This is a genomic window from Agrobacterium tumefaciens str. B6 (assembly GCF_001541315.1).
Taxonomy (GTDB): domain Bacteria; phylum Pseudomonadota; class Alphaproteobacteria; order Rhizobiales; family Rhizobiaceae; genus Agrobacterium; species Agrobacterium radiobacter.
Genome location: NZ_LMVK01000052.1, coordinates 57019 through 75194 on the forward strand (window position 1 = coordinate 57019; position 18176 = coordinate 75194).

Annotated in this window: 21 protein-coding genes and 1 pseudogene; 13 read left to right on the forward strand and 9 right to left on the reverse strand. The window is 60.1% G+C overall.

The features are described from left to right. Window positions 1-385 precede the first annotated feature (385 nt). A complete protein-coding gene (locus ASB65_RS26145) occupies window positions 386-946 on the reverse strand; it encodes a TetR/AcrR family transcriptional regulator (RefSeq protein WP_060725882.1) in 561 nt (186 codons plus the stop codon). Between the two features lie 109 nt (window positions 947-1055). Between ASB65_RS26145 and ASB65_RS26150 the strand changes: the two genes are divergently transcribed. The 8 genes and pseudogenes from ASB65_RS26150 to ASB65_RS26180 all read left to right on the forward strand — a co-directional run. Then, on the forward strand, window positions 1056-1844 hold the full coding sequence (locus ASB65_RS26150) for an SDR family NAD(P)-dependent oxidoreductase (protein ID WP_060726007.1): 789 nt from the start codon (window positions 1056-1058) through the stop codon (window positions 1842-1844). A 54-nt stretch (window positions 1845-1898) separates the two neighbouring features. Beyond that, on the forward strand, window positions 1899-2981 hold the full coding sequence (locus tag ASB65_RS26155; protein ID WP_060725883.1) for an alkene reductase: 1083 nt from the start codon (window positions 1899-1901) through the stop codon (window positions 2979-2981). 124 nt (window positions 2982-3105) lie between these two features. Then, complete coding sequence (locus tag ASB65_RS26160; protein WP_060725884.1) at window positions 3106-4092, forward strand: MDR family oxidoreductase; 987 nt, start codon at window positions 3106-3108, stop codon at window positions 4090-4092. A 39-nt stretch (window positions 4093-4131) separates the two neighbouring features. Beyond that, complete coding sequence (locus tag ASB65_RS26165; protein ID WP_060725885.1) at window positions 4132-5133, forward strand: NADP-dependent oxidoreductase; 1002 nt, start codon at window positions 4132-4134, stop codon at window positions 5131-5133. 27 nt (window positions 5134-5160) lie between these two features. Next, a complete protein-coding gene (locus tag ASB65_RS26170; protein WP_060725886.1) occupies window positions 5161-6012 on the forward strand; it encodes an alpha/beta fold hydrolase in 852 nt (283 codons plus the stop codon). 32 nt (window positions 6013-6044) lie between these two features. Beyond that, window positions 6045-6329 (forward strand): aldo/keto reductase, encoded by a 285-nt coding sequence (locus tag ASB65_RS29140; RefSeq protein ID WP_269085671.1) that lies wholly within the window; start codon window positions 6045-6047, stop codon window positions 6327-6329. Then, a complete protein-coding gene (locus ASB65_RS26175) occupies window positions 6275-7024 on the forward strand; it encodes an aldo/keto reductase (protein ID WP_269085670.1) in 750 nt (249 codons plus the stop codon). Before ASB65_RS29140 ends, ASB65_RS26175 begins: the two co-directional genes overlap by 55 nt. 174 nt (window positions 7025-7198) lie before the next feature. Further along, window positions 7199-7462, forward strand: a pseudogene (locus ASB65_RS26180) (NAD-dependent dehydratase); the annotation flags it as partial. Window positions 7463-7618: 156 nt separating this feature from the next. Here ASB65_RS26180 and ASB65_RS26185 read toward each other — a convergent pair. Genes ASB65_RS26185 through ASB65_RS26195 form a run of 3 tightly spaced genes read right to left on the reverse strand, consistent with a single transcriptional unit; the run spans window position 7619 to window position 9703 of the window. Further along, the gene (locus tag ASB65_RS26185) at window positions 7619-8215 is read right to left on the reverse strand and encodes an isochorismatase family cysteine hydrolase (RefSeq protein ID WP_060725888.1); all 597 of its coding nucleotides are present in this window, start codon (window positions 8213-8215) and stop codon (window positions 7619-7621) included. Between the two features lie 26 nt (window positions 8216-8241). Beyond that, window positions 8242-8916, reverse strand: a complete 675-nt coding sequence (locus ASB65_RS26190) for a glutathione S-transferase family protein (RefSeq protein ID WP_060725889.1) — start codon at window positions 8914-8916, stop codon at window positions 8242-8244. A 28-nt stretch (window positions 8917-8944) separates the two neighbouring features. After that, window positions 8945-9703: an SDR family NAD(P)-dependent oxidoreductase gene (locus ASB65_RS26195; protein ID WP_060725890.1), complete on the reverse strand. Its 759-nt coding sequence runs from the start codon at window positions 9701-9703 to the stop codon at window positions 8945-8947. Window positions 9704-9875: 172 nt separating this feature from the next. Here ASB65_RS26195 and ASB65_RS26200 point away from each other — a divergent pair, with 172 nt between their 5' ends. After that, window positions 9876-10775: an AraC family transcriptional regulator gene (locus ASB65_RS26200; RefSeq protein ID WP_060725891.1), complete on the forward strand. Its 900-nt coding sequence runs from the start codon at window positions 9876-9878 to the stop codon at window positions 10773-10775. A 158-nt stretch (window positions 10776-10933) separates the two neighbouring features. Here ASB65_RS26200 and ASB65_RS26205 read toward each other — a convergent pair whose 3' ends face one another. From ASB65_RS26205 to groES, 3 genes are all read right to left on the reverse strand, one after another. Then, on the reverse strand, window positions 10934-11557 hold the full coding sequence (locus ASB65_RS26205; protein ID WP_060726008.1) for a plasmid pRiA4b ORF-3 family protein: 624 nt from the start codon (window positions 11555-11557) through the stop codon (window positions 10934-10936). A gap of 381 nt (window positions 11558-11938) precedes the next feature. Next, window positions 11939-13567, reverse strand: coding sequence for a chaperonin GroEL (groL, locus tag ASB65_RS26210; RefSeq protein WP_060725892.1), 1629 nt, complete (start codon window positions 13565-13567; stop codon window positions 11939-11941). 58 nt (window positions 13568-13625) lie between these two features. Next, a complete protein-coding gene (groES, locus tag ASB65_RS26215; RefSeq protein WP_060725893.1) occupies window positions 13626-13940 on the reverse strand; it encodes a co-chaperone GroES in 315 nt (104 codons plus the stop codon). A 21-nt stretch (window positions 13941-13961) separates the two neighbouring features. Between groES and ASB65_RS28460 the strand changes: the two genes are divergently transcribed. The 4 genes from ASB65_RS28460 (at window position 13962) to ASB65_RS26230 (ending at window position 15599) form a co-directional block, all read left to right on the forward strand. Next, the gene (locus ASB65_RS28460; RefSeq protein ID WP_153463924.1) at window positions 13962-14111 is read left to right on the forward strand and encodes a hypothetical protein; all 150 of its coding nucleotides are present in this window, start codon (window positions 13962-13964) and stop codon (window positions 14109-14111) included. 103 nt (window positions 14112-14214) lie between these two features. Next, on the forward strand, window positions 14215-14487 hold the full coding sequence (locus ASB65_RS26220) for an usg protein (RefSeq protein ID WP_060725894.1): 273 nt from the start codon (window positions 14215-14217) through the stop codon (window positions 14485-14487). A gap of 94 nt (window positions 14488-14581) precedes the next feature. After that, complete coding sequence (locus tag ASB65_RS26225) at window positions 14582-14872, forward strand: hypothetical protein (protein ID WP_060725895.1); 291 nt, start codon at window positions 14582-14584, stop codon at window positions 14870-14872. Between the two features lie 61 nt (window positions 14873-14933). Next, complete coding sequence (locus ASB65_RS26230; RefSeq protein ID WP_060725896.1) at window positions 14934-15599, forward strand: CHAD domain-containing protein; 666 nt, start codon at window positions 14934-14936, stop codon at window positions 15597-15599. Between the two features lie 130 nt (window positions 15600-15729). Here the strand turns inward: ASB65_RS26230 and ASB65_RS26235 are convergent, their stop codons facing one another. Further along, window positions 15730-15972: a hypothetical protein gene (locus tag ASB65_RS26235; protein ID WP_060725897.1), complete on the reverse strand. Its 243-nt coding sequence runs from the start codon at window positions 15970-15972 to the stop codon at window positions 15730-15732. 222 nt (window positions 15973-16194) lie between these two features. After that, a complete protein-coding gene (locus tag ASB65_RS26240) occupies window positions 16195-18108 on the reverse strand; it encodes a potassium transporter Kup (RefSeq protein ID WP_060725898.1) in 1914 nt (637 codons plus the stop codon). Window positions 18109-18176 lie beyond the last annotated feature (68 nt).

The window sequence follows — 18176 nt, forward strand, 5'->3', positions numbered from 1 at the left end:
GATCCTGGGAAACTAAGAACTACCGGAATTTGCGGCTTGGATCCGAATAATTGGAAGGGATTGGTGGTCACCACGACAAAGTCGCCGATCGCCTTCCGCCTTCAGGGCAAGACTGGTTTCGCCAACCAGCGACACCCCGGAGCTGACCTGCGTTCCATAAGCAGTGATCAAGGCTTTGATCTCTTTTGCACAAGCCACGGTTCAGGACGCACCCGTGTTCAGGCTTCGCGAGAAGGAGCCTGACAAATGATCAATTAGTCAGCTGTCAGCTTCGAGGCGGTGGGCTACAAGATCGTTCACGGAACCGGGGTGCGTCGCCCAATGCGAGACCTAGCGCTGGACCTCCCAGGTCACTGCCCCTCTCCGGCAAGTGGGAGGCGCAATGTCATTCACCATTCCCGGGAATTGTTTTTTCGCCGATCCATTCCCGGGTCTCGGACAAGAGTTCGCCCGACAGCGCGGGGTCATCGATCGACCGCGAGAGGATGAGGGCGCCGACCATCGCGGACCAGCTACCAATTGCCGCCCGGCGCCGCTTGGCAGGGTCGGCACCTGGCATGACATCGGTGAGCATGTTGATCTGCAAGGCGAGGACCTGTGCCATGGACGCGCGTGCTTCCGGGGCCTGCTGCCGCATGAACCCCGCAAGGGCAGCCATTGGGCAGCCCAGGTCCGGATGCTCACGATGAAGTTCGGAGAGGTAGGTGTCGATCCAGACGCCAAGGTCGTCGATCACTGATTGGCTGCCGACGGCATGAGCGATGGCTTGGGCGACCAGATCGTCCTTTGACTGGAAATGTCCATAAAAGCCACCATGGGTCATGCCGGCCGCTTTCATCACTTCGGCCACACTGACCGCATCGAAACCCTTTTCCCGAAACAGCCGCGCTGCCGCGGTTAAAATGCGGTCTCGGTTTTGCGCCTTCTGCTCCTGACTCACTTTCATCTCGCCTGGTCTCCGCTCGCTATTGACATTTTGATGATAGCTATCATATTTAGGATCAATGATGACAATCGTCATGAATATAGTTTCAATGCCACGAAAGGGCAATGCCATGACCGACAAGCCAACCGTCCTTATTACCGGCGCCTCCACTGGCATCGGCGCCGCCTACGCCGAGCGCTTCGCGCGCCGTGGTCATGACCTGGTGCTGGTCGCCCGTAACACGGCGCGGATGGAGACGCTGGCCGATCGCCTGCGGCGCGACACCGGCGTTACGATCGATATCGTGGCGGCGGATCTCGTCAATCCGGCAGAGCGCGCAGCGGTCGAGGCGCGGCTGCGCGATGACGCGCGGATCGGAATCCTCATCAACAATGCCGGAGCGAGCCTGGCGGGCACCTTCCTCGAACAAGCCGCTGACGATATCGACAGGCTGGTGGCGCTCAACACGACGGCGCTCGTGCGCCTCGCCCGCGCCATCGCCCCCCGCCTTGCGCACGCGGCTGAAGGCGCGATCGTGAATATCGGCTCCGTGGTCGGCCTCGCGCCGGAATTCGGCATGCCGGTCTATGGCGCGACCAAAGCTTTCGTGTTGCATCTCTCCCAGGCTTTGAGCCTCCAGCTCGCGTCCCAGGGTGTCTATGTCCAGGCTGTACTTCCGGCAGCGACCCGCACCGAGATCTGGGGCCATGCGGGCGTCGATGTCGACACTCTTTCAGGCGTGATGGAGGTGGACGATCTGGTGGACGCGGCGTTGGTCGGCTTCGACCGCCGCGAGCCCGTCACCATCCCGCCACTTCATGATGGGGAACAATGGACGACTTTCGAGACCGCGCGTCAGGTTATGATCCCCGGTTTCGCGCAGTCCCGGCCCGCCGATCGCTATCTAGCGAGCGCGTGAGAAGCCACAGAATTACGCAAACGCATTCAACGCATTCGAACGGAAACTGAGAAAATGACTGATACCGATCTGTTTAGCCCTTACGACCTTGGCGGGCTCGTGCTTGCGAACCGCATCGTCATGGCGCCCTTGACCCGTAACCGCGCCGGTGCGGGCCTCGTGCCTAGCCCGTTTGCTGCGGAATACTATTCCCAGCGGGCGAGCGCCGGGCTGATCATCACCGAGGCGACGCAGGTCTCGCGGCAGGCCCAGGGCTATCAGGACACGCCCGGCCTCTATACGCCCGAACAGATCGCAGCTTGGCGCAAGGTGACCGACGCGGTCCATGCCAAGGGCGGCCGCATCTTCGTGCAACTCTGGCATGTCGGCCGTGTCAGCCATGTCGATCTTCATGGCGGCGAAGCACCGGTCGCCCCATCGGCGATCCGTGCCGAGACCAAGACGTTCTTGAACAATGGTTTCGCCGATGTATCCGAGCCGCGCGCGCTCGGAGCGGAAGAGATACCGGGCATCGGCGAGGATTTCCGCAAGGCTGCGGCCAATGCGATCGAGGCCGGTTTCGACGGGGTCGAGGTGCACGGCGCGAATGGCTATCTGCTTGACCAGTTCCTGCGCGAAACCGCCAATGTCCGCACGGACGCCTATGGCGGTTCGGGCGGGAAACGCGCCCGGCTGCTGGTTGAAGTGCCCGCCGCTGTGGCAAGCGAGATCGGTGCGCAACGCACGGGGGTCCGTCTCTCGCCGGTGTCGCCGGCAGGCGGCATCGTCCCGTCGGGTGACGAGCAACCGCAGTTCAACCATGTCGTGGAAGCGCTCGACGGTCTTGGAATCGCCTATATCCACGTCGTCGAGGGTGCGACAGGCGGACCGCGCAATGCGACGCCGTTCGATTTCGACGCACTGAGGCAGCGCTTCCGCAAAACCTACATTGCCAACAATGGCTATGACCTTGAACTGGCGATGTCGCGCCTCAGCGAAGGCAAGGCCGATCTGTTCGCTTTCGGACATCATTTCATCGCCAATCCCGACCTTGTCGAACGACTGAAAAGCGGAAAACCGCTCGCCCAGATGAACCCGGCGACGATCTATGGTGGCGGTGCGGAGGGCTACACCGATTATCCCGCAGTCTCCGGCTGACGCGACCATCGTGCAGCGCCGGGGTTTGGCCCGGCCCTGTGCTTCGATCACCATAGAGGCAACCTGATCAACGCCTTCGTCATCAGCATGGGCGGTGATCAGCAAAAGAAAAAAGGATGTACCAATGTCATTCAAAGCACTTGTCGCCACGCGAGACAATGAAGAGCTCTCGACGAGGGTGGTCGACTTCGAAGAGGTCGATCTGATGCCGGGCGATGTCACGGTCGCGGTCGACTATTCGACCGTGAACTACAAGGATGCTGGCGCGCTCGGCGGCCGGATCGACGTCATCAAGCAGTTTCCGCTGATCCCGGGCATCGATCTTGCCGGCACGGTGGAAGCCTCGTCCTATTCCGGCATCGCGGTGGGTGACAAGGTCGTCGCGAACAGTTGGGGCCTCAGCCAGGTCCACCATGGTGGCTATGCTCAAAAGGCGCGGCTGAGCGGTGATTGGCTGGTCAAGATTCCGGAGCCCTTTTCCACGAAGGACGCCATGGCAATCGGCACGGCCGGTTACACGGCGATGCTGTCCGTGCTGGCCCTCGAACATGGCGGCATCACGCCCGATCGCGGAGATATCATCGTCACGGGCGCCAATGGCGGGGTCGGATCGATTGCCATCGCGCTCCTCTCTGATCTGGGTTACCGCGTGGTCGCCTCTACTGGCCGTCGCGATGAAGCTGATTATCTGCGCGAACTCGGGGCGGCCGATGTCATCGATCGCCGCACGCTTTCGGATCCGGGGAAGCCCGTCGCGAGCGAACGATGGGCCGGTGCGGTGGACTCCGTGGGCAGTCATACGCTGGCGAATGTGTTAGCGCAGACCCGTTATCGGGGCGTTGTGGCCGCCTGCGGCCTAGCCCAGGGCCTCGATCTACCCACGACTGTCCTGCCGTTCATCCTGCGCAATGTCACGCTTGCCGGCATCGATTCCGTCAACGCGCCGCAGGAGGTCCGCATCGAGGCATGGTCGCGTCTGGCTCGCGATCTCGATCTCGAGAAGCTCGCCCGCACAACGACGGTCGTCGGCCTCGCCGATGTGCAGGATGTCGCGCGACGGGTCCTCGAAGGTAAAGTTCAAGGGCGCACCGTCGTCGACGTCAATGCCTGAAATATTTCGTCAAGTTCTTAAAGAAATGAGAGAGACAGCATGAAGGCCTTCATCCTTGACCGCTACGGCAAGAAACAGCAGTTGCGACTGGGCGACATGCCCGAACCCGTGTCGGGTCCCCATGACGTGCTGGTTGCGATTGCCGCGGCAGGGCTCAACCCGATCGATTCCAAGATCCGGGACGGCGCGTTCAAGCCGGTGCTGCCCTACAAGACGCCACTCGTGCTTGGGCACGATCTGGCGGGCACCGTGATCAGCGTCGGCGCAAATGTACGGCGCTTCAAAATCGGTGACGCCGTCTATGCCCGCCCCCGTGACGGAGGGATCGGCACCTTTGCCGAACGGATCGTCGTCAACGAGAGCGATCTGGCGCTCAAGCCGGGCAGTATCTCGATGGCCGAGGCCGCATCGATCCCGCTGATCGGGCTGACTGTCTGGCAGGCGCTGGTCGAACGCGCGCAGATCAAGCCGGGACAGAAGGTCCTGATCCATGCCGGGTCCGGCGGTGTCGGCACCTTCGCCATCCAGCTTGCCAAGTACCTCGGCGTCACCGTCGCGACGACGACGAGTGCCGCCAACATCCTGATGGTGAAGGAGCTGGGGGCAGATGTCGTCATCGACTATCGCAGCCAGAACTTCGAGGAAGAGCTGTCGGGCTACGACCTCGTCCTCCACACGCTCGATGCCACGTCGCTGGAAAAATCGCTGAAGGTGCTGAAGCCCGGCGGCAAGCTCATCTCGATCTCCGGCGCTCCAGATCCCGCTTTCGCGCGCGCCCAGGGCTTGAACGTGGTGCTTCGGCTCGTGCTGCGCCTCCTCAGCGCGGGCATCCGGCGCAAGGCGAAGCGCGCGGGCGTCGACTATTCCTTTCTCTTCATGCACGCCGATGGAGGGCAGCTTGAGCGGATCACGAAGTTGATCGAAGACGGTGTGATCCGTCCGGTGGTCGATCGCACATTCCCGTTCGAGAAGTTGAACGATGCGTTCGCCTATGTCGATACCGGTCGCGCCAAAGGGAAGGTCGTCGTCACACTGAAGTGACGCCATACCCAAAACAAGGATTCCATCATGACCACCCACACGCGCAACGCAGACTGGAAGACGGCGCCCACCCACCACGTCGAGGCTGCCGGCACGCGCTTCGCCTATCGTCGTCTCGGGCCTGGCGGCGGCGTGCCGGTGGTCCTCCTCAACCACTGGGGCGCGACCCTCGACAATTTCGATCCTCCCATCGTCGAGGGTCTGGCTGTCGATCGAACGGTCTATGCCCTCGATTATCGCGGCATCGGCGCGTCCGGCGGCACAGCCCCTCTGACCATCGCCGAAATGGCGAGCGACACCATCGCCACAATCCGCGCGCTCGGACTGACGTCGATCGATCTGATCGGCTTCTCGCTCGGTGGCTTCGTCGCCCAGCAGATCTTGTTCGACGCACCCGATCTTGTCCGCCGCGTCATCCTCGCCGGCACGGGTCCGGCAGGCGGAACCGGAATCGAACGGGTCGGCCCGGTGTCGTGGCCGCTCATCATCAAAGGCCTGCTGACCTTCCGCGACCCCAAATTCTATCTCTTCTTCACGTCGAGCGTGGCGGGCAAGCGGGCGGCCAAGACGGTCCTCGCCCGACTGAAAGAGCGCACGAAGGATCGCGACAACGCGGTCTCGCTCAAAGCCTTCCTGCGTCAACTGAAAACGATCAAGGGCTGGGGCCTTCAGGCGCCGCAACCGTTGAACACCATCGACAAGCCCGTCCTCGTGGTGAACGGTGATCATGACATCATGGTGCCGAGCGAGAACTCGTCCGACCTGGCGCGCCGCATCCCCGGAGCTGAGCTCGTCCTTTACCCCGACGCAGGCCATGGCGGCATCTTCCAGTATCACGACGCCTTTATGGCGAAAGCCAAGGCTTTCCGGGCCGTTTGATCGCCACCGCCGCAGCGACAAGGATATTTGCGATGGACCACATGACATTCGGCCGCACGGGCCTTCAACTGTCGAGACTGGCGTTGGGGACCGGCAATTTCGGCACTGGATGGGGATATGGCGCCGATCCCGAGACGGCCGTGGCCATTCTGGACGCCTATGCGGCGGCGGGCGGCAATTTCATCGACTCGGCCGACGTCTATCAGTTTGCCAGTCGGAAGAAATTCTGGGCAAGGCGCTGGAGGGGCGGCGCGAGGATTTCGTGCTCGCGACCAAGTTCACCAATGGGGCTGCGCCAAACGCCAATCGGCTGGTGAAGGGCAACAGCCGCAAGGCCATGGTTGCCTCGGTCGAGGCAAGCCTTCGCCGCCTGAAGACCGACCGGATCGATCTCTATTGGGTGCATCATCCCGATGGACTGACACCGATGGAAGAAATCGTGCGCGGCCTCGATGATCTCTCCCGCGCCGGCAAGATCCTCTACGCGGGCCTTTCCAACTTCCCGGCCTGGCGACTGGCGCGTGCTGCAACGCTAGCCGAATTGACGCGCGCTGTGCCGATCGCTGCCGCACAGTTCGAGCACAGCCTCGTTCATCGTGAGCCGGAAGCCGACGTGTTCCCCGCCTGTGATGCGCTGGGGGTCGGCGCCGTGACATGGTCACCGCTGGGTGGCGGCGTCTTGACCGGCAAGTATCGCAAGGGCGAGACCGGGCGCGCCGAAGGCTTTGGCGGGCGCGTGTTCCAGGCCGAAAACACGCCACAACGCTCAGCCACCATCGACGCCGTTCTGCAGGTCGCCAAAGAGGCCGATGCCAGTCCCGACCGCGTCGCCATCGCCTGGGCCATGACCCATGGGGCCGTGCCGATCATCGGCCCGCGTTCGCTGGCGCAGTTGGAGAGCAATCTCGGTGCGGCAGCGCTGATGCTCTCACCGGAGCAAATCGCGCGCCTCGATGCGGCGAGCGCACCGGCGGGTGCGCCACCTCGTGCGACGACGCGCGCCGTCGCCTGACGCAGGGCTTAGTCGCGGATCACCATCGAGATTATCAAGATATTCGGTGATGCGGTGGCTTCGCTGATGCAGGAGCGGAATAACGCCAGACGGGCTCTTTTCGAGGAAGGCCGGTTGTTTGTGCTGGGCGCCAATGTCGACGGAGATGAACTTGACCTGTGGTTCGAGTCCCTTGATGGTGTGGTGAGACTGCTTCAAGATCAGACGGCCGAGGATGCTGCCATCTGGCGGGACATTGCCGACCGCTACGGCCTTGTGGAAAACGATCTTTCCCGTCTTGCCTCGCCGTGGCACACGGATGCCGATCTCGGACGACCGATCGAGGTGGTGACGGATATGTCTAAAAGCCGGAAACTAGGATTTCTTGATTATCAGGCGACAGATGACGCCTTCTTGGATCTGTTCGGACGACTGCGCGCTGACAAGATCATTCCGTAACTAGGCTTAGGTCTGGCATAAAGAGGCCGGCGATCGTCGAGGCGGATGGATTCCCGACGTTTAGCTTACCCGGCGTGACCACCCCGATCATCATATCGTCTCGCATCTGCAACCGACGGAAACCCGGCCCCATAACGGAGCCGGGTCCGCGGCGGATTACGTCTTCGCCACGAACTCCTGGGCGGTGATCGCGTTGGCGTAGAAAGGTGCGATCTCGGCCACGAAGTCGTCCTGTTGCTTGCGGGTATAGCCGGCTGAGGCGTCGTAGATGACGTTGGTGTGGTAGCCGAGGTCATGGGCATTGCGCATCGAAGACTCGACGCACTGGCGCAGTGAAAACCCCGACAGGTAGATCTCATCGATGCGGTTGTTGCGCAGGTAGCCATCGAGCGTGGTTCCGACGAAGACGCTGCTGCCGCCAGCGCGCTCGCGAACGACATGCTCGCCTTCTGCCGGCTCGAAGCCGGGGAAGAAATCGGCCTGCTCGCCCAGGAACGCGCTATGGTCGCGCGTCATCTTGCGCAGGCCGTACTTGGCCTCGCCCAGCACCTTGAAGGTCGGCTCGAACTTCAGCGCTGCGTGGATCACGTGCAGGCCGCGACGACGGGCCTCTTCGAGGATGATCTTCGAATTGGCGATAGCGGTGTCGACCTGCTCCCGGTCCTGAAACACCGGATAAATGCCGCCGGTCGGGGAGAGCCATTCGTTGACATATTCGATCAGGATCAGCGCGCTATTGGATGGGTCGGTCATGATATCACTCCTTGGAATTCTGGTTGTTAAGCCGCGATCATCGCGCCTTGCTGGCGCAGGTGGTCGCGAAACAGGTCGGGATAGGTGTCGATCACGGCGTTCTTGACGCTGGATCGCTCGGCAAGTGCCGCGCGCCACGCCGTCGCACGTGGCAGGCCAGCAAAGATCGGGTCCGCCACCTCCGGATCGATGATCCCGAAATAGCGGAACAGCGGTGCGTAGACGGCATCAACCAGGCCAAAGTCCGCCCCGGCGAAATACGGGCCGTCGCCCAGTTCGGCCTCGATCTTGCTTAGCCGATCACGGAAGGCGGCCCGCCTGACGTCGGCGATCGCCATGTCCCTGGCGTGGAGGAACTGCCAGCCTTCGGCAAAGGTCTGGGTGGCGAATTCGATCCACGCGCGATGCCGGGCACGCAGCAATGCATCGTCGGGATACATCGCTGCGCCACCCTGCGTCTCGTTCAGATATTCGCAGATCGCCACGCTTTCGAAGAGGATTGCCTCCTCACCGCTCAGTTGGCCCACCTTCAGCACCGGTACCTTGCCGGTCGGCGACAGGACCAGAAACCAGTCAGGCTTGGCCGATAGATCGACGTTGACCCGGTCGAATGCCACTCCCTTTTCGAGAAGGACGATCACGGCGCGCTGAACGAACGGGCACAGCGGGTGGCTGACGAGCGTGAGGTTTTGCTCTGTCATAACAGGGCCTCCATGTGCTTAAGACGGATCAAAGCGACTGGCCACCCGACACGTCGAACGTCGTGCCGTTGGCCCAGCCGAAATCGTCGGACAGGATGGCTGCGACCGCGCCGCCGATGTCGTCGGGCTGACCGACGCGGCCTAGCGCAATCTTGCTCGCGACGAAGGCATGAGCCTGTTCGTCATCGCGGACCCTGCCACCGCCGAAATCGGTGGCGATGGCGCCGGGTGCGATGGCGTTGGCGCGGATCTGCCGCGCGCCGAGCTCGAGCGCCATGAACCGGGTCAGCGTCTCGAGCCCCGCTTTGGCCGCGGCATAGAGGCCGAAGCTGGGCATCGACGTGCGCGTGAAGCCCGTCGAGACGTTGAGGATGCGTCCGCCATCGGCGATGATCGGTAGCAATGCCTGCGTCAGGAACACCGGTCCGCGCAGGTGCATGTCGATCATCATATCGAACTGTTCCTCGCTGGCGTCAGCTACCTGCACGTGGACGACCGCACCGGCGTTGTTGACCAGATAGTCGAACCGGTCGCTGCCGAAGCGGCTCCGGAGCGTCTCGGCGAAGGATGCGGCGAAGGCCGGAAAGCTCGCCACCTTGGTAACGTCGAGCGCGAGCATCGCCGCTGTGCCGCCCAGCGCCTCGATCTCGCTTACCAGCGCATCGGCTTCCGCCGCGCCCTGGCGATAGGTGCCGATGACGCCCACACCACGCCTGGCGAGATGCAGCGCCATGTTGCGACCGAGGCCGCGGCTGGCACCAGTAATGAGTGCGATCTTCTGAGTCATGGCTACATTCCTTGTGATTTTGATTATCGGATGGCACGCTGCTGAAGCGTCGCCTTGGCTGTCAGTCAAATAGGCGATTGCAGTGCCCGACGCCCCGCCTAATGCTCTCAATTGCTTGCCTGATTGTCTCAGGCTCTTTGCATGCGTGAAGATTGATGTCATACTCCCTGGCATGACGGACACCCTAAATCCCCTTCGCGATCTCGCGCTCCGCCACGGGCGGACCGGAATGACCCTCACGCCAATCCCACGCCTGGAAATCGGTATAGGACACGCGACCTCTGGAACCTCGCCGTGTCTCTACCGCTCGATGATCTGCTTCATTCTGCAGGGATCGAAAGAAGTGGCCATCCACGACGATCTGCTGCGCTACGACGCGTCTCAATATCTGGTGAGCGCACTCGATCTGCCTTTGAGCGGGCAGATCCATGACGCTTACGACGGCAGTCCTTATGTGGCGATTTCGTTAGTCCTTGATCCGGCACTTCTCGCCGAGGTCGCATCGACGATGCCGGCGGTGCGCGATGCGGGTACGCCTGACAGCGGTCTCGCGATCAATCCGATGACTCCGCCGTTGCGCGACACGCTGCTGCGACTGCTGGCATTGCTCGACACGCCTGCGGACATTCCGGCGCTCGCGCCGATGGCCGAACGCGAATTGCTTTATCGTCTCCTGCAGGGCCCGCAGGGGCGTCTGTTGCGCCACATCGCCCGCCCGGAAGGCGCGATCGGCGGCATCCGCCGCGCAGTCGAATGGATCCGCGACCATGGCAACAGGCGGCTGCGGATCGAGGCTTTGTGTGAAGCTGCTGGCATGAGCCGTGCGAGCTTGCATCGCCACTTCATCGCTCTGACCGGATTAAGCCCGATCCAGTATCAGAAGCAGATACGCCTTCAGGAAGCCCGGCAGTTGCTGCTCGCCGGCGACCGGAGTGCCTCCGACGTCGCCTATGCGGTGGGCTATGAAAGCGCCTCGCAATTCAGCCGGGAATATCTGCGGCAATTCGGAGCTCCGCCTGTCCGCGACGTTCGTAGGCTTAGGCAGTCTATTGGCGATCAGACGATCAGTTGAAGTAGCTCTCGCTGAGTGAACCCTGCAAACGATGCTGCCATCTGAGCCAGTGCGATCCTTAAATCCACATAGGTGGCCTTTTCAGATGCTTGTGCTATTTGGCGCACCCGTCCATGGTTCGTTTCCTTTCAAGGCGTTCACCTAGAGATTTAGCCTACTCATTTCTTCGTGACGGATTTCGGCTTCGGTTGATACAAGCGCCGTTTAACGTTTGAGCGCAGAGCATTGCGGACATCCTTGTCCACGATCGAAAGGTCGAACCATTCCGGATCAAAATATCCACCGCACCAACTGATGGTTTCGGCATATTCTGGATCGTCCCGATCGGCGATGATCTCCAGGAACCGCTCGTAACCCGATACGCCGCCCACATCCTCGGGCGGCCGCGCCCTTTCGCCGGCGACACAGCCCCCGTGTTTTGGCGTCGCAGCGAGCGTCAAGAACTCCTCGACCACGATCGTATGTCGCCAGCCATCCCCGAAATCATAGTGGTAGCTGAAGACAGAGCCTTGCTCGAAGTCCAACAAGCGAACTTCGATCTGATCGAAGACCCGAGGATCGTCATCGGTCGCATCCTCAGTCAGGATCTCGACGTCCCCATAACGGAGCCCGCCAATGCGGAGCTCATAGAGGTGATAGTTCCACCAGTTGAACGCGGCCTGAATTCCGAAGTGCAGATGCTCCAGGTTCCAATGGACCGGCAGGACCAGACGGCGCCACGCGTCCGGTGCGACCTCGTCGATGGATACTTTAATCTGCACAGTATTTGCGGCTTTGAACATTGTCTGAATGAACATGGTCGGCCAAAGATCGTCAAGATGATCGCTCGCGCCGCATAGCAGGATATTGTGGCGCCGTCGTTCGCGGACCAATTTCTCATCAGCCGCGAAGCAATCCGGCCGCTGCGAAGGGACCGCATTGCCATGCCATCCAATGCCACGAGATCTGCGGGAAAACGGGAGATGTCGACGATTGCTCCTGAAGATTTTCCCGTGATCCTGAGGGCAACAGAAGCCGTTCGCCTGCCTCGGTAAAATTAAGACTGCACGGGCTGCGGTGAAAGCGGTGAAACAGGCGAAGTTTCAGGTTTGCCGCCTAGGGTCGATCCGCTACGGATCGTCCCTGGGGTCCCGCCCGCATACACGGGCGGGGCCATCTTGATGCTAGAAGTCCATACCAGCGCCAGCAGGCAGCGCCGGAGCAGATTCCTTCTTCGGCTTCTCGGCAATCATGGCTTCGGTCGTGACCAGCAGGCCGGCGACAGAGGCTGCATCCTGAAGCGCGGTGCGCACCACCTTTGCCGGGTCGATGACGCCCTGGGCATAGAGGTCGCCGTACTCGCCCGTCTGGGCGTTCCAGCCGAACGACGGGTCGGTCTTTTCGCGCAGCTTGCCAACGATGATCGAACCTTCGGCGCCGGCGTTCTCGGCGATCTGGCGGACCGGCGCTTCGATCGCGCGGCGGACGATATCGATCCCGACGCGCTGATCGTCGTTGGCTGTAGGCAGACCGTCCAGTGCCTTGACCGCTCGCAGTAGGGCGACACCGCCACCGGGCAGGATGCCTTCCTCGACGGCTGCACGGGTTGCGTGCAGGGCATCGTCCACCCGGTCCTTCTTCTCCTTCACTTCGACTTCCGTCGAGCCGCCAACGCGGATGACGGCCACACCGCCAGCGAGCTTGGCAAGACGCTCCTGAAGCTTCTCGCGATCGTAGTCCGAGGTTGTTTCCTCGATCTGGGCGCGGATCTGCGCCACGCGGCCGTCGATCTCGGCTTTGGACCCGACACCATCGATGATGGTGGTGTTTTCCTTTTCGATCGCTACCTTCTTGGCGCGGCCGAGCATATTCAGAGTGACGTTTTCAAGCTTGATGCCGACGTCTTCGGAGATGACAGTACCACCCGTCAGGATGGCGATGTCTTCCAACATAGCCTTGCGGCGGTCGCCGAAGCCGGGTGCCTTGACGGCCGCGATCTTGAGACCACCGCGCAGTTTGTTGACGACGAGGGTCGCGAGGGCCTCGCCTTCGACGTCCTCGGCGATGATCAACAGCGGCTTACCTGACTTCACCACAGCTTCCAGCACTGGCAGCATTGCCTGGAGATTGGAGAGCTTCTTCTCGTGGATGAGGATATAGGGATCCTCAAGCTCGACCCACATCTTGTCCTGATTGGTGACGAAGTACGGGCTGAGATAACCGCGGTCGAACTGCATGCCTTCGACGACTTCGAGTTCTGTCTCGGCCGTCTTGGCTTCTTCGACGGTGATGACGCCTTCGTTGCCAACCTTTTCCATGGCTTCGGCAAGATAGCGGCCAATTTCTTCGTCGCCGTTGGCGGAGATGGTGCCGACCTGGGCGATTTCGGAATTGCTGGTGATCTTGCGGGCGTTCGTCTTCAGTTCTTTGACGACTGCGTCGACGGCAATGTCGATGCCGCGCTTCAGGTCCATCGGGTTAATACCGGATGCTACCGCCTTGGCGCCTTCCTTGACGATAGCCTGGGCCAGAACAGTCGCGGTTGTCGTGCCGTCGCCGGCGAGATCGTTGGTCTTCGATGCCACTTCGCGTAGCATCTGTGCACCCATGTTTTCAAACTTGTCTTCAAGCTCGATTTCCTTGGCGACCGAGACCCCATCCTTGGTGATGCGCGGCGCGCCGAACGACTTGTCGATTACAACGTTGCGACCTTTCGGGCCGAGCGTGACTTTCACGGCATTCGCCAGAACATCGACCCCACGCAGCATGCGTTCACGGGCATCGGTGTTGAACTTGACTTCTTTCGCAGCCATTTCTTTAACTCCTCAATAGGCAGCTATTTGACTGATGGTTCGGCAGAACAGGGGAGGCTCAGGCGGCTTTCTTCTGCTCGACTTGGGCTTCGATGATCCCCATGACGTCACTTTCCTTCATGATCAGCAGGTCTTCGCCGTTGATCTCGATCTCAGTGCCAGACCACTTGCCGAACAGGATGCGGTCACCCGCCTTGACATCCAGAGCCTGGATCTGACCGGCTTCATTGCGGGCGCCGGACCCGACGGCGATGACTTCGCCTTCTTGCGGCTTTTCCTTGGCGGTGTCAGGGATGATGATGCCGCCCTTGGTCTTCTCTTCGGATTCGACGCGGCGGACGAGAATGCGATCGTGAAGCGGTCTAAACGACATGTTTTCCTCCATGGACAAACAATGATGACGTTCCCCTGGCCGGAAGGGATTGCCATGCCGGACAGGAGCGAAACCTCTTTGAGCGTTTCGCGCAAAAAATTTATTTTTGCTTTTTTTCGATTTCAAGAGGGCGATGGAGAAAAATTAGCAATCGGTCTTGGCGGCTGCTAACTTGCTGAAAAGGAAAAATAATGTGAATTCTTCCGTTTCCGACAGGTTGATCATGGCGCACACCTGGGCCATCATCCCTACTGTCACGACACGGAGATGAAGCATGAACTTTTCATCTGATCTCGAGCGCCAGCTCAATGGGTACGGACTGACCACCGCGCATATACTTTATCACATCCCGGATTTCGAATCCGTCCTGCAGACCTATGTCTGGCAGGATTACGATATCGCCCCCGACTTCCCGGAAATGCGCAGGTTCCTGGCTTTCTGGCAGGCTTCCCTCGATGGGCCGCTGCATTCTGTTCGCTACAGCCACCAGCGCCTGATCGGGCCCAATGAGTGGCGGCGCGTCGATGGTGAATTCAAACTGCACTGAGGCTTGAAATCGATTTTCTCACTCCCTAGCTCATCGGCCGGCCGAGGCTTGATGAGCTCGGTGACTTTCCCACGTCTGTATGGAGTGAGACCGCATGGAGGAAAACATCAACATCATCAAGAGCGCCAGTATCCCGGAAAGGGAAGAGATTATCGTCGATTTCGCCCGGTGGCTTGAGACCGCTTCACAGGAGGCTCTGGTGTATGGTGAGGGGCGCTTTGCAGTGCTTTCTGCGAATATGGCAGAGGCGATCCGCGTCAATGCCGATGAACTTGCTCGCGACAACCCCGAGATGACGGAGCGGGTCTTGCAGCAGGCGTGTGCGATGATAACGCAGTTCAAGGCTGCCTATCCGCATCGGGTGATCAGCCGGTCTGTCCATTAGCGCATTGGAGACAATCGGACCAACCGATCTCTTCGTATGGACGATTGGAGCAGTCTCTGCTGTGCACAATTCAGGAAGTCCATCTGCCGACAAACTCGGTGAGTTTTTCTCCGTCCGCTCTTGTATCCGAAATTGTCAAAAACCAAATCGGCGCTTCCGTACGCTTGCACCTCGTCCGGGCAGCCTCAGGGACAAACGGGCCGCTGCATATGATAGCGTCATCGAGGCGCTTGACAGCTCTCGGACGCGGGCGCTCACGCTTGATTTCACCGAGTGGCTTCATGGCGGCAACTATCTGAGTGTTTCGGCAGCGAAAGACGTCCGCGAGTGTTCTGCCACTGAGTTTGCCGGCGAGGCGCTCGATAAAGCACGCAAGAAGGCCAAGAAGCACGGACAGGATCTGGCTGGGTCGGATGATGAGCATCGTCATGAGGCTCGCAAGGATGCCAAGAAACTTCGCTACGCAGCCGAATTCTTCCGATCTCTATTCTCCGAGAACCGGGACGTGCGACGGTACAAGCGTTTCGTGGGCGCTATGGATGCGTGGCAGGACCAAATCGGCGCTCTCAATGATCTGGCAACCGGGCCTGCGGTGCTGGATGGGCATGGCCTGAGGAGCCTGCCTGGAGCGGATGACCTTATCGTTGACGCTGACAAGGCAAAGCTGATCAGAATGGCGCAGGACGCATCGGACGATGCTCTCGATGCCAAGAGATTCTGGCGCTGAAAGCGGAGGAGCTCGTGACGCGGTCGGCTGTTGCTTCAATCCGCGGTACCGACGTTCTGCGATAAGTCATGAGTACACCTGCTTAATCTTTCCCTGTTTCAGACTGCAGTGAGCTGCCGCCGGCGGGCGCCTAGTCGCCGTCTGTGTCCCGTGCGTTGCGGGCAAGATCGTGAAGTGCCTCCACGTCCTCAGGGCTGTATTCCGCCGAAAGTATCACACTCAGGAACGCCGCTCGTGCGATTTCCTTTCTCGTTGCATCAGGATGACGCTGTTTGACGGCATCGATCAGATGCTTGGGTTTCATACCGGGCCGGGCGAGTTCGCGGATAGTGTCCGCAATATTATCAATTTCTCGCAAGTTCCGTTCGCGCATCCCGGCTCCGCCGACTAAATCGTCGGCTGGTTGTGACAAATCTCGATGAAATTCTGATGAAACGCACCGCAATCAGGGTGGGGCTCGCGCGCCAGGACGTACCGGCCAGTTCAAACCCAGGGAACCGCACCAGTTGCCGCATAAAGTTGTGCTCCTGTCACCGCCAAAGCGATGGCGGGTCCGTACAAACCGATCGTACCACTACAGCGCGATCGTAGTGTCCTAGATGGCTACCTGCTCTCCCAGTTCAATAACGCGGTTGGGTGGAAGCTTGAAGTACGCGGAGGGGTCAATCCCGATACCCGCCAGGGCAATGTAAAGGTCTTCCTGCCACCAAGGCAAACCAGCGTTAGGCGTTGCGATCAGATTGCGGCGGCCGAGATAGAACGAGGTCTGCATGATCTCGAACTTGAAACCCTTCTTTTTGCACAGCGGTAGCGCCTTGACGACGTTCGGCTCGTCCATGAAGCCGAAATTCATCTCGAGGCGCATGAAATGCTTTGAGATCCGGGTGATTTCGACGCGCTCGGAGGCTGGGATGTACGGCTTGTCGTGCGTCCAGATCGTAAGGATCACATTCTGCTCGTGAAGGACATGATTGTGCTTGAGATTGTGAAGGAGGACGCTTGGCACCTTATCGGGCACACTGGTGAGGAACACAGCTGTTCCTGGCACGATGACGGGAGCGCTGCGAGAAGCGCGACTGATCGAGCCTTCAAGCGAACTGATGAACGTGTCGAGGGGCATGTCATTTCTCGAGATCTTTTCGCGCAGGTATCGCGAACCCTTCGTCCATGTCCACATGACTAGGATGATGACGCCCGCCAGAGCGAGCGGTACCCAGCCACCATCGTGCACCTTGAGGAGGTTTGCTGCGAGAAATACAGCTTCGATTGACAGGAGCGGAGCGAGCAGGATCGCAGCGGTGAAGGCAGATTTGCCCCTCACGGAACGGAGGAACTGGAAGGCCATCAGTGTCGTCACGACCATAGCACCCGTGACCGAGATGCCGTAGGCGGTCGCAAGCGATTCCGAATCCCCAAATGAGAAGATCAGTACCAGAACGCCGATAAACAGAACCATGTTGACGGCGGGCACATATATCTGTCCGGTGTTCGTCTCGGATGTGAAGCGGATCATCAGCTTCGGCAGGAAGCCGAGATGCACGGCCTGACGAGCAAGCGAAAAGGCTCCTGTGATGACGGCCTGGCTGGCAATAACCGTGGCCATCGTCGCAAGGATAACCATCGGGAGCAGGGCCCATTCGGGATAGAGCAGGTAGAATGGGTTGTCGATTGCCGCAGGCGTACTGAGGACTAGTGCCCCCTGACCGAGATAGTTGAGGGCGAGAGCCGGAAACACGAGGATGAACCAGGCAACGCTGATCGGTCTTCGGCCGAAATGACCTAGATCGGCGTAGAGAGCTTCCGCGCCGGTCACCGTCAGGAAAACAGCTCCGAGGACAATCAGCCCGGCCCAGCCTGCGTGTGTGATGAACCACAGCGCGTTGACCGGATTGAGCGATTCAAGGATTGTCCAGTCGTCACCGATATGGATTAACCCGCCCCAAGCCATTGCCAGGAACCAGACGACGGTGATAGGGCCGAAGAAATTTGCGACGGCCCCCGTACCCTTCGACTGAACGGCAAACAGCCCGACCATGATAAGCGCCGATAACGGCAGTACGTAGTCGGAGAAGGCAGGCGTGACCAGCTTCATCCCTTCAAGCGCCGACATCACCGAAAGGGCAGGTGTTATCATCGCGTCGCCGATGAAAAGAGCAGAACCGATCAGGCCCGCAAAGAAGAGGACAGGCATGTAGCTTCCAGTCTTTTTCATCAAGAGAGCAAGAAGCGAAAGCGTGCCGCCTTCACCGTCATTGTCTGCGCGCAAGAGGAACAGTACATACTTGAACGTGACGATGATCGTCAGTGTCCAGATCATGAGAGAGATCAGGCCGACGACATGCTCGTGCTGAACGCCGTTAGCCGTGAACGGGCGTAGCGATTCCCTGAAGGCGTAAAGAGGACTGGTGCCGATATCTCCGTAGACAACACCAATTGACCCAAGCAGGAGAACGAGAAACTTGTTCGTCTCGGCCTTGGGACCAGAAACAGTGGGGTTCGGCGATGTCATCATGTCTCCGGGGCCTTAATCGCTACACCGTCTTTATGGTGCATCGCGAAACATCGCGCAATGCCGCG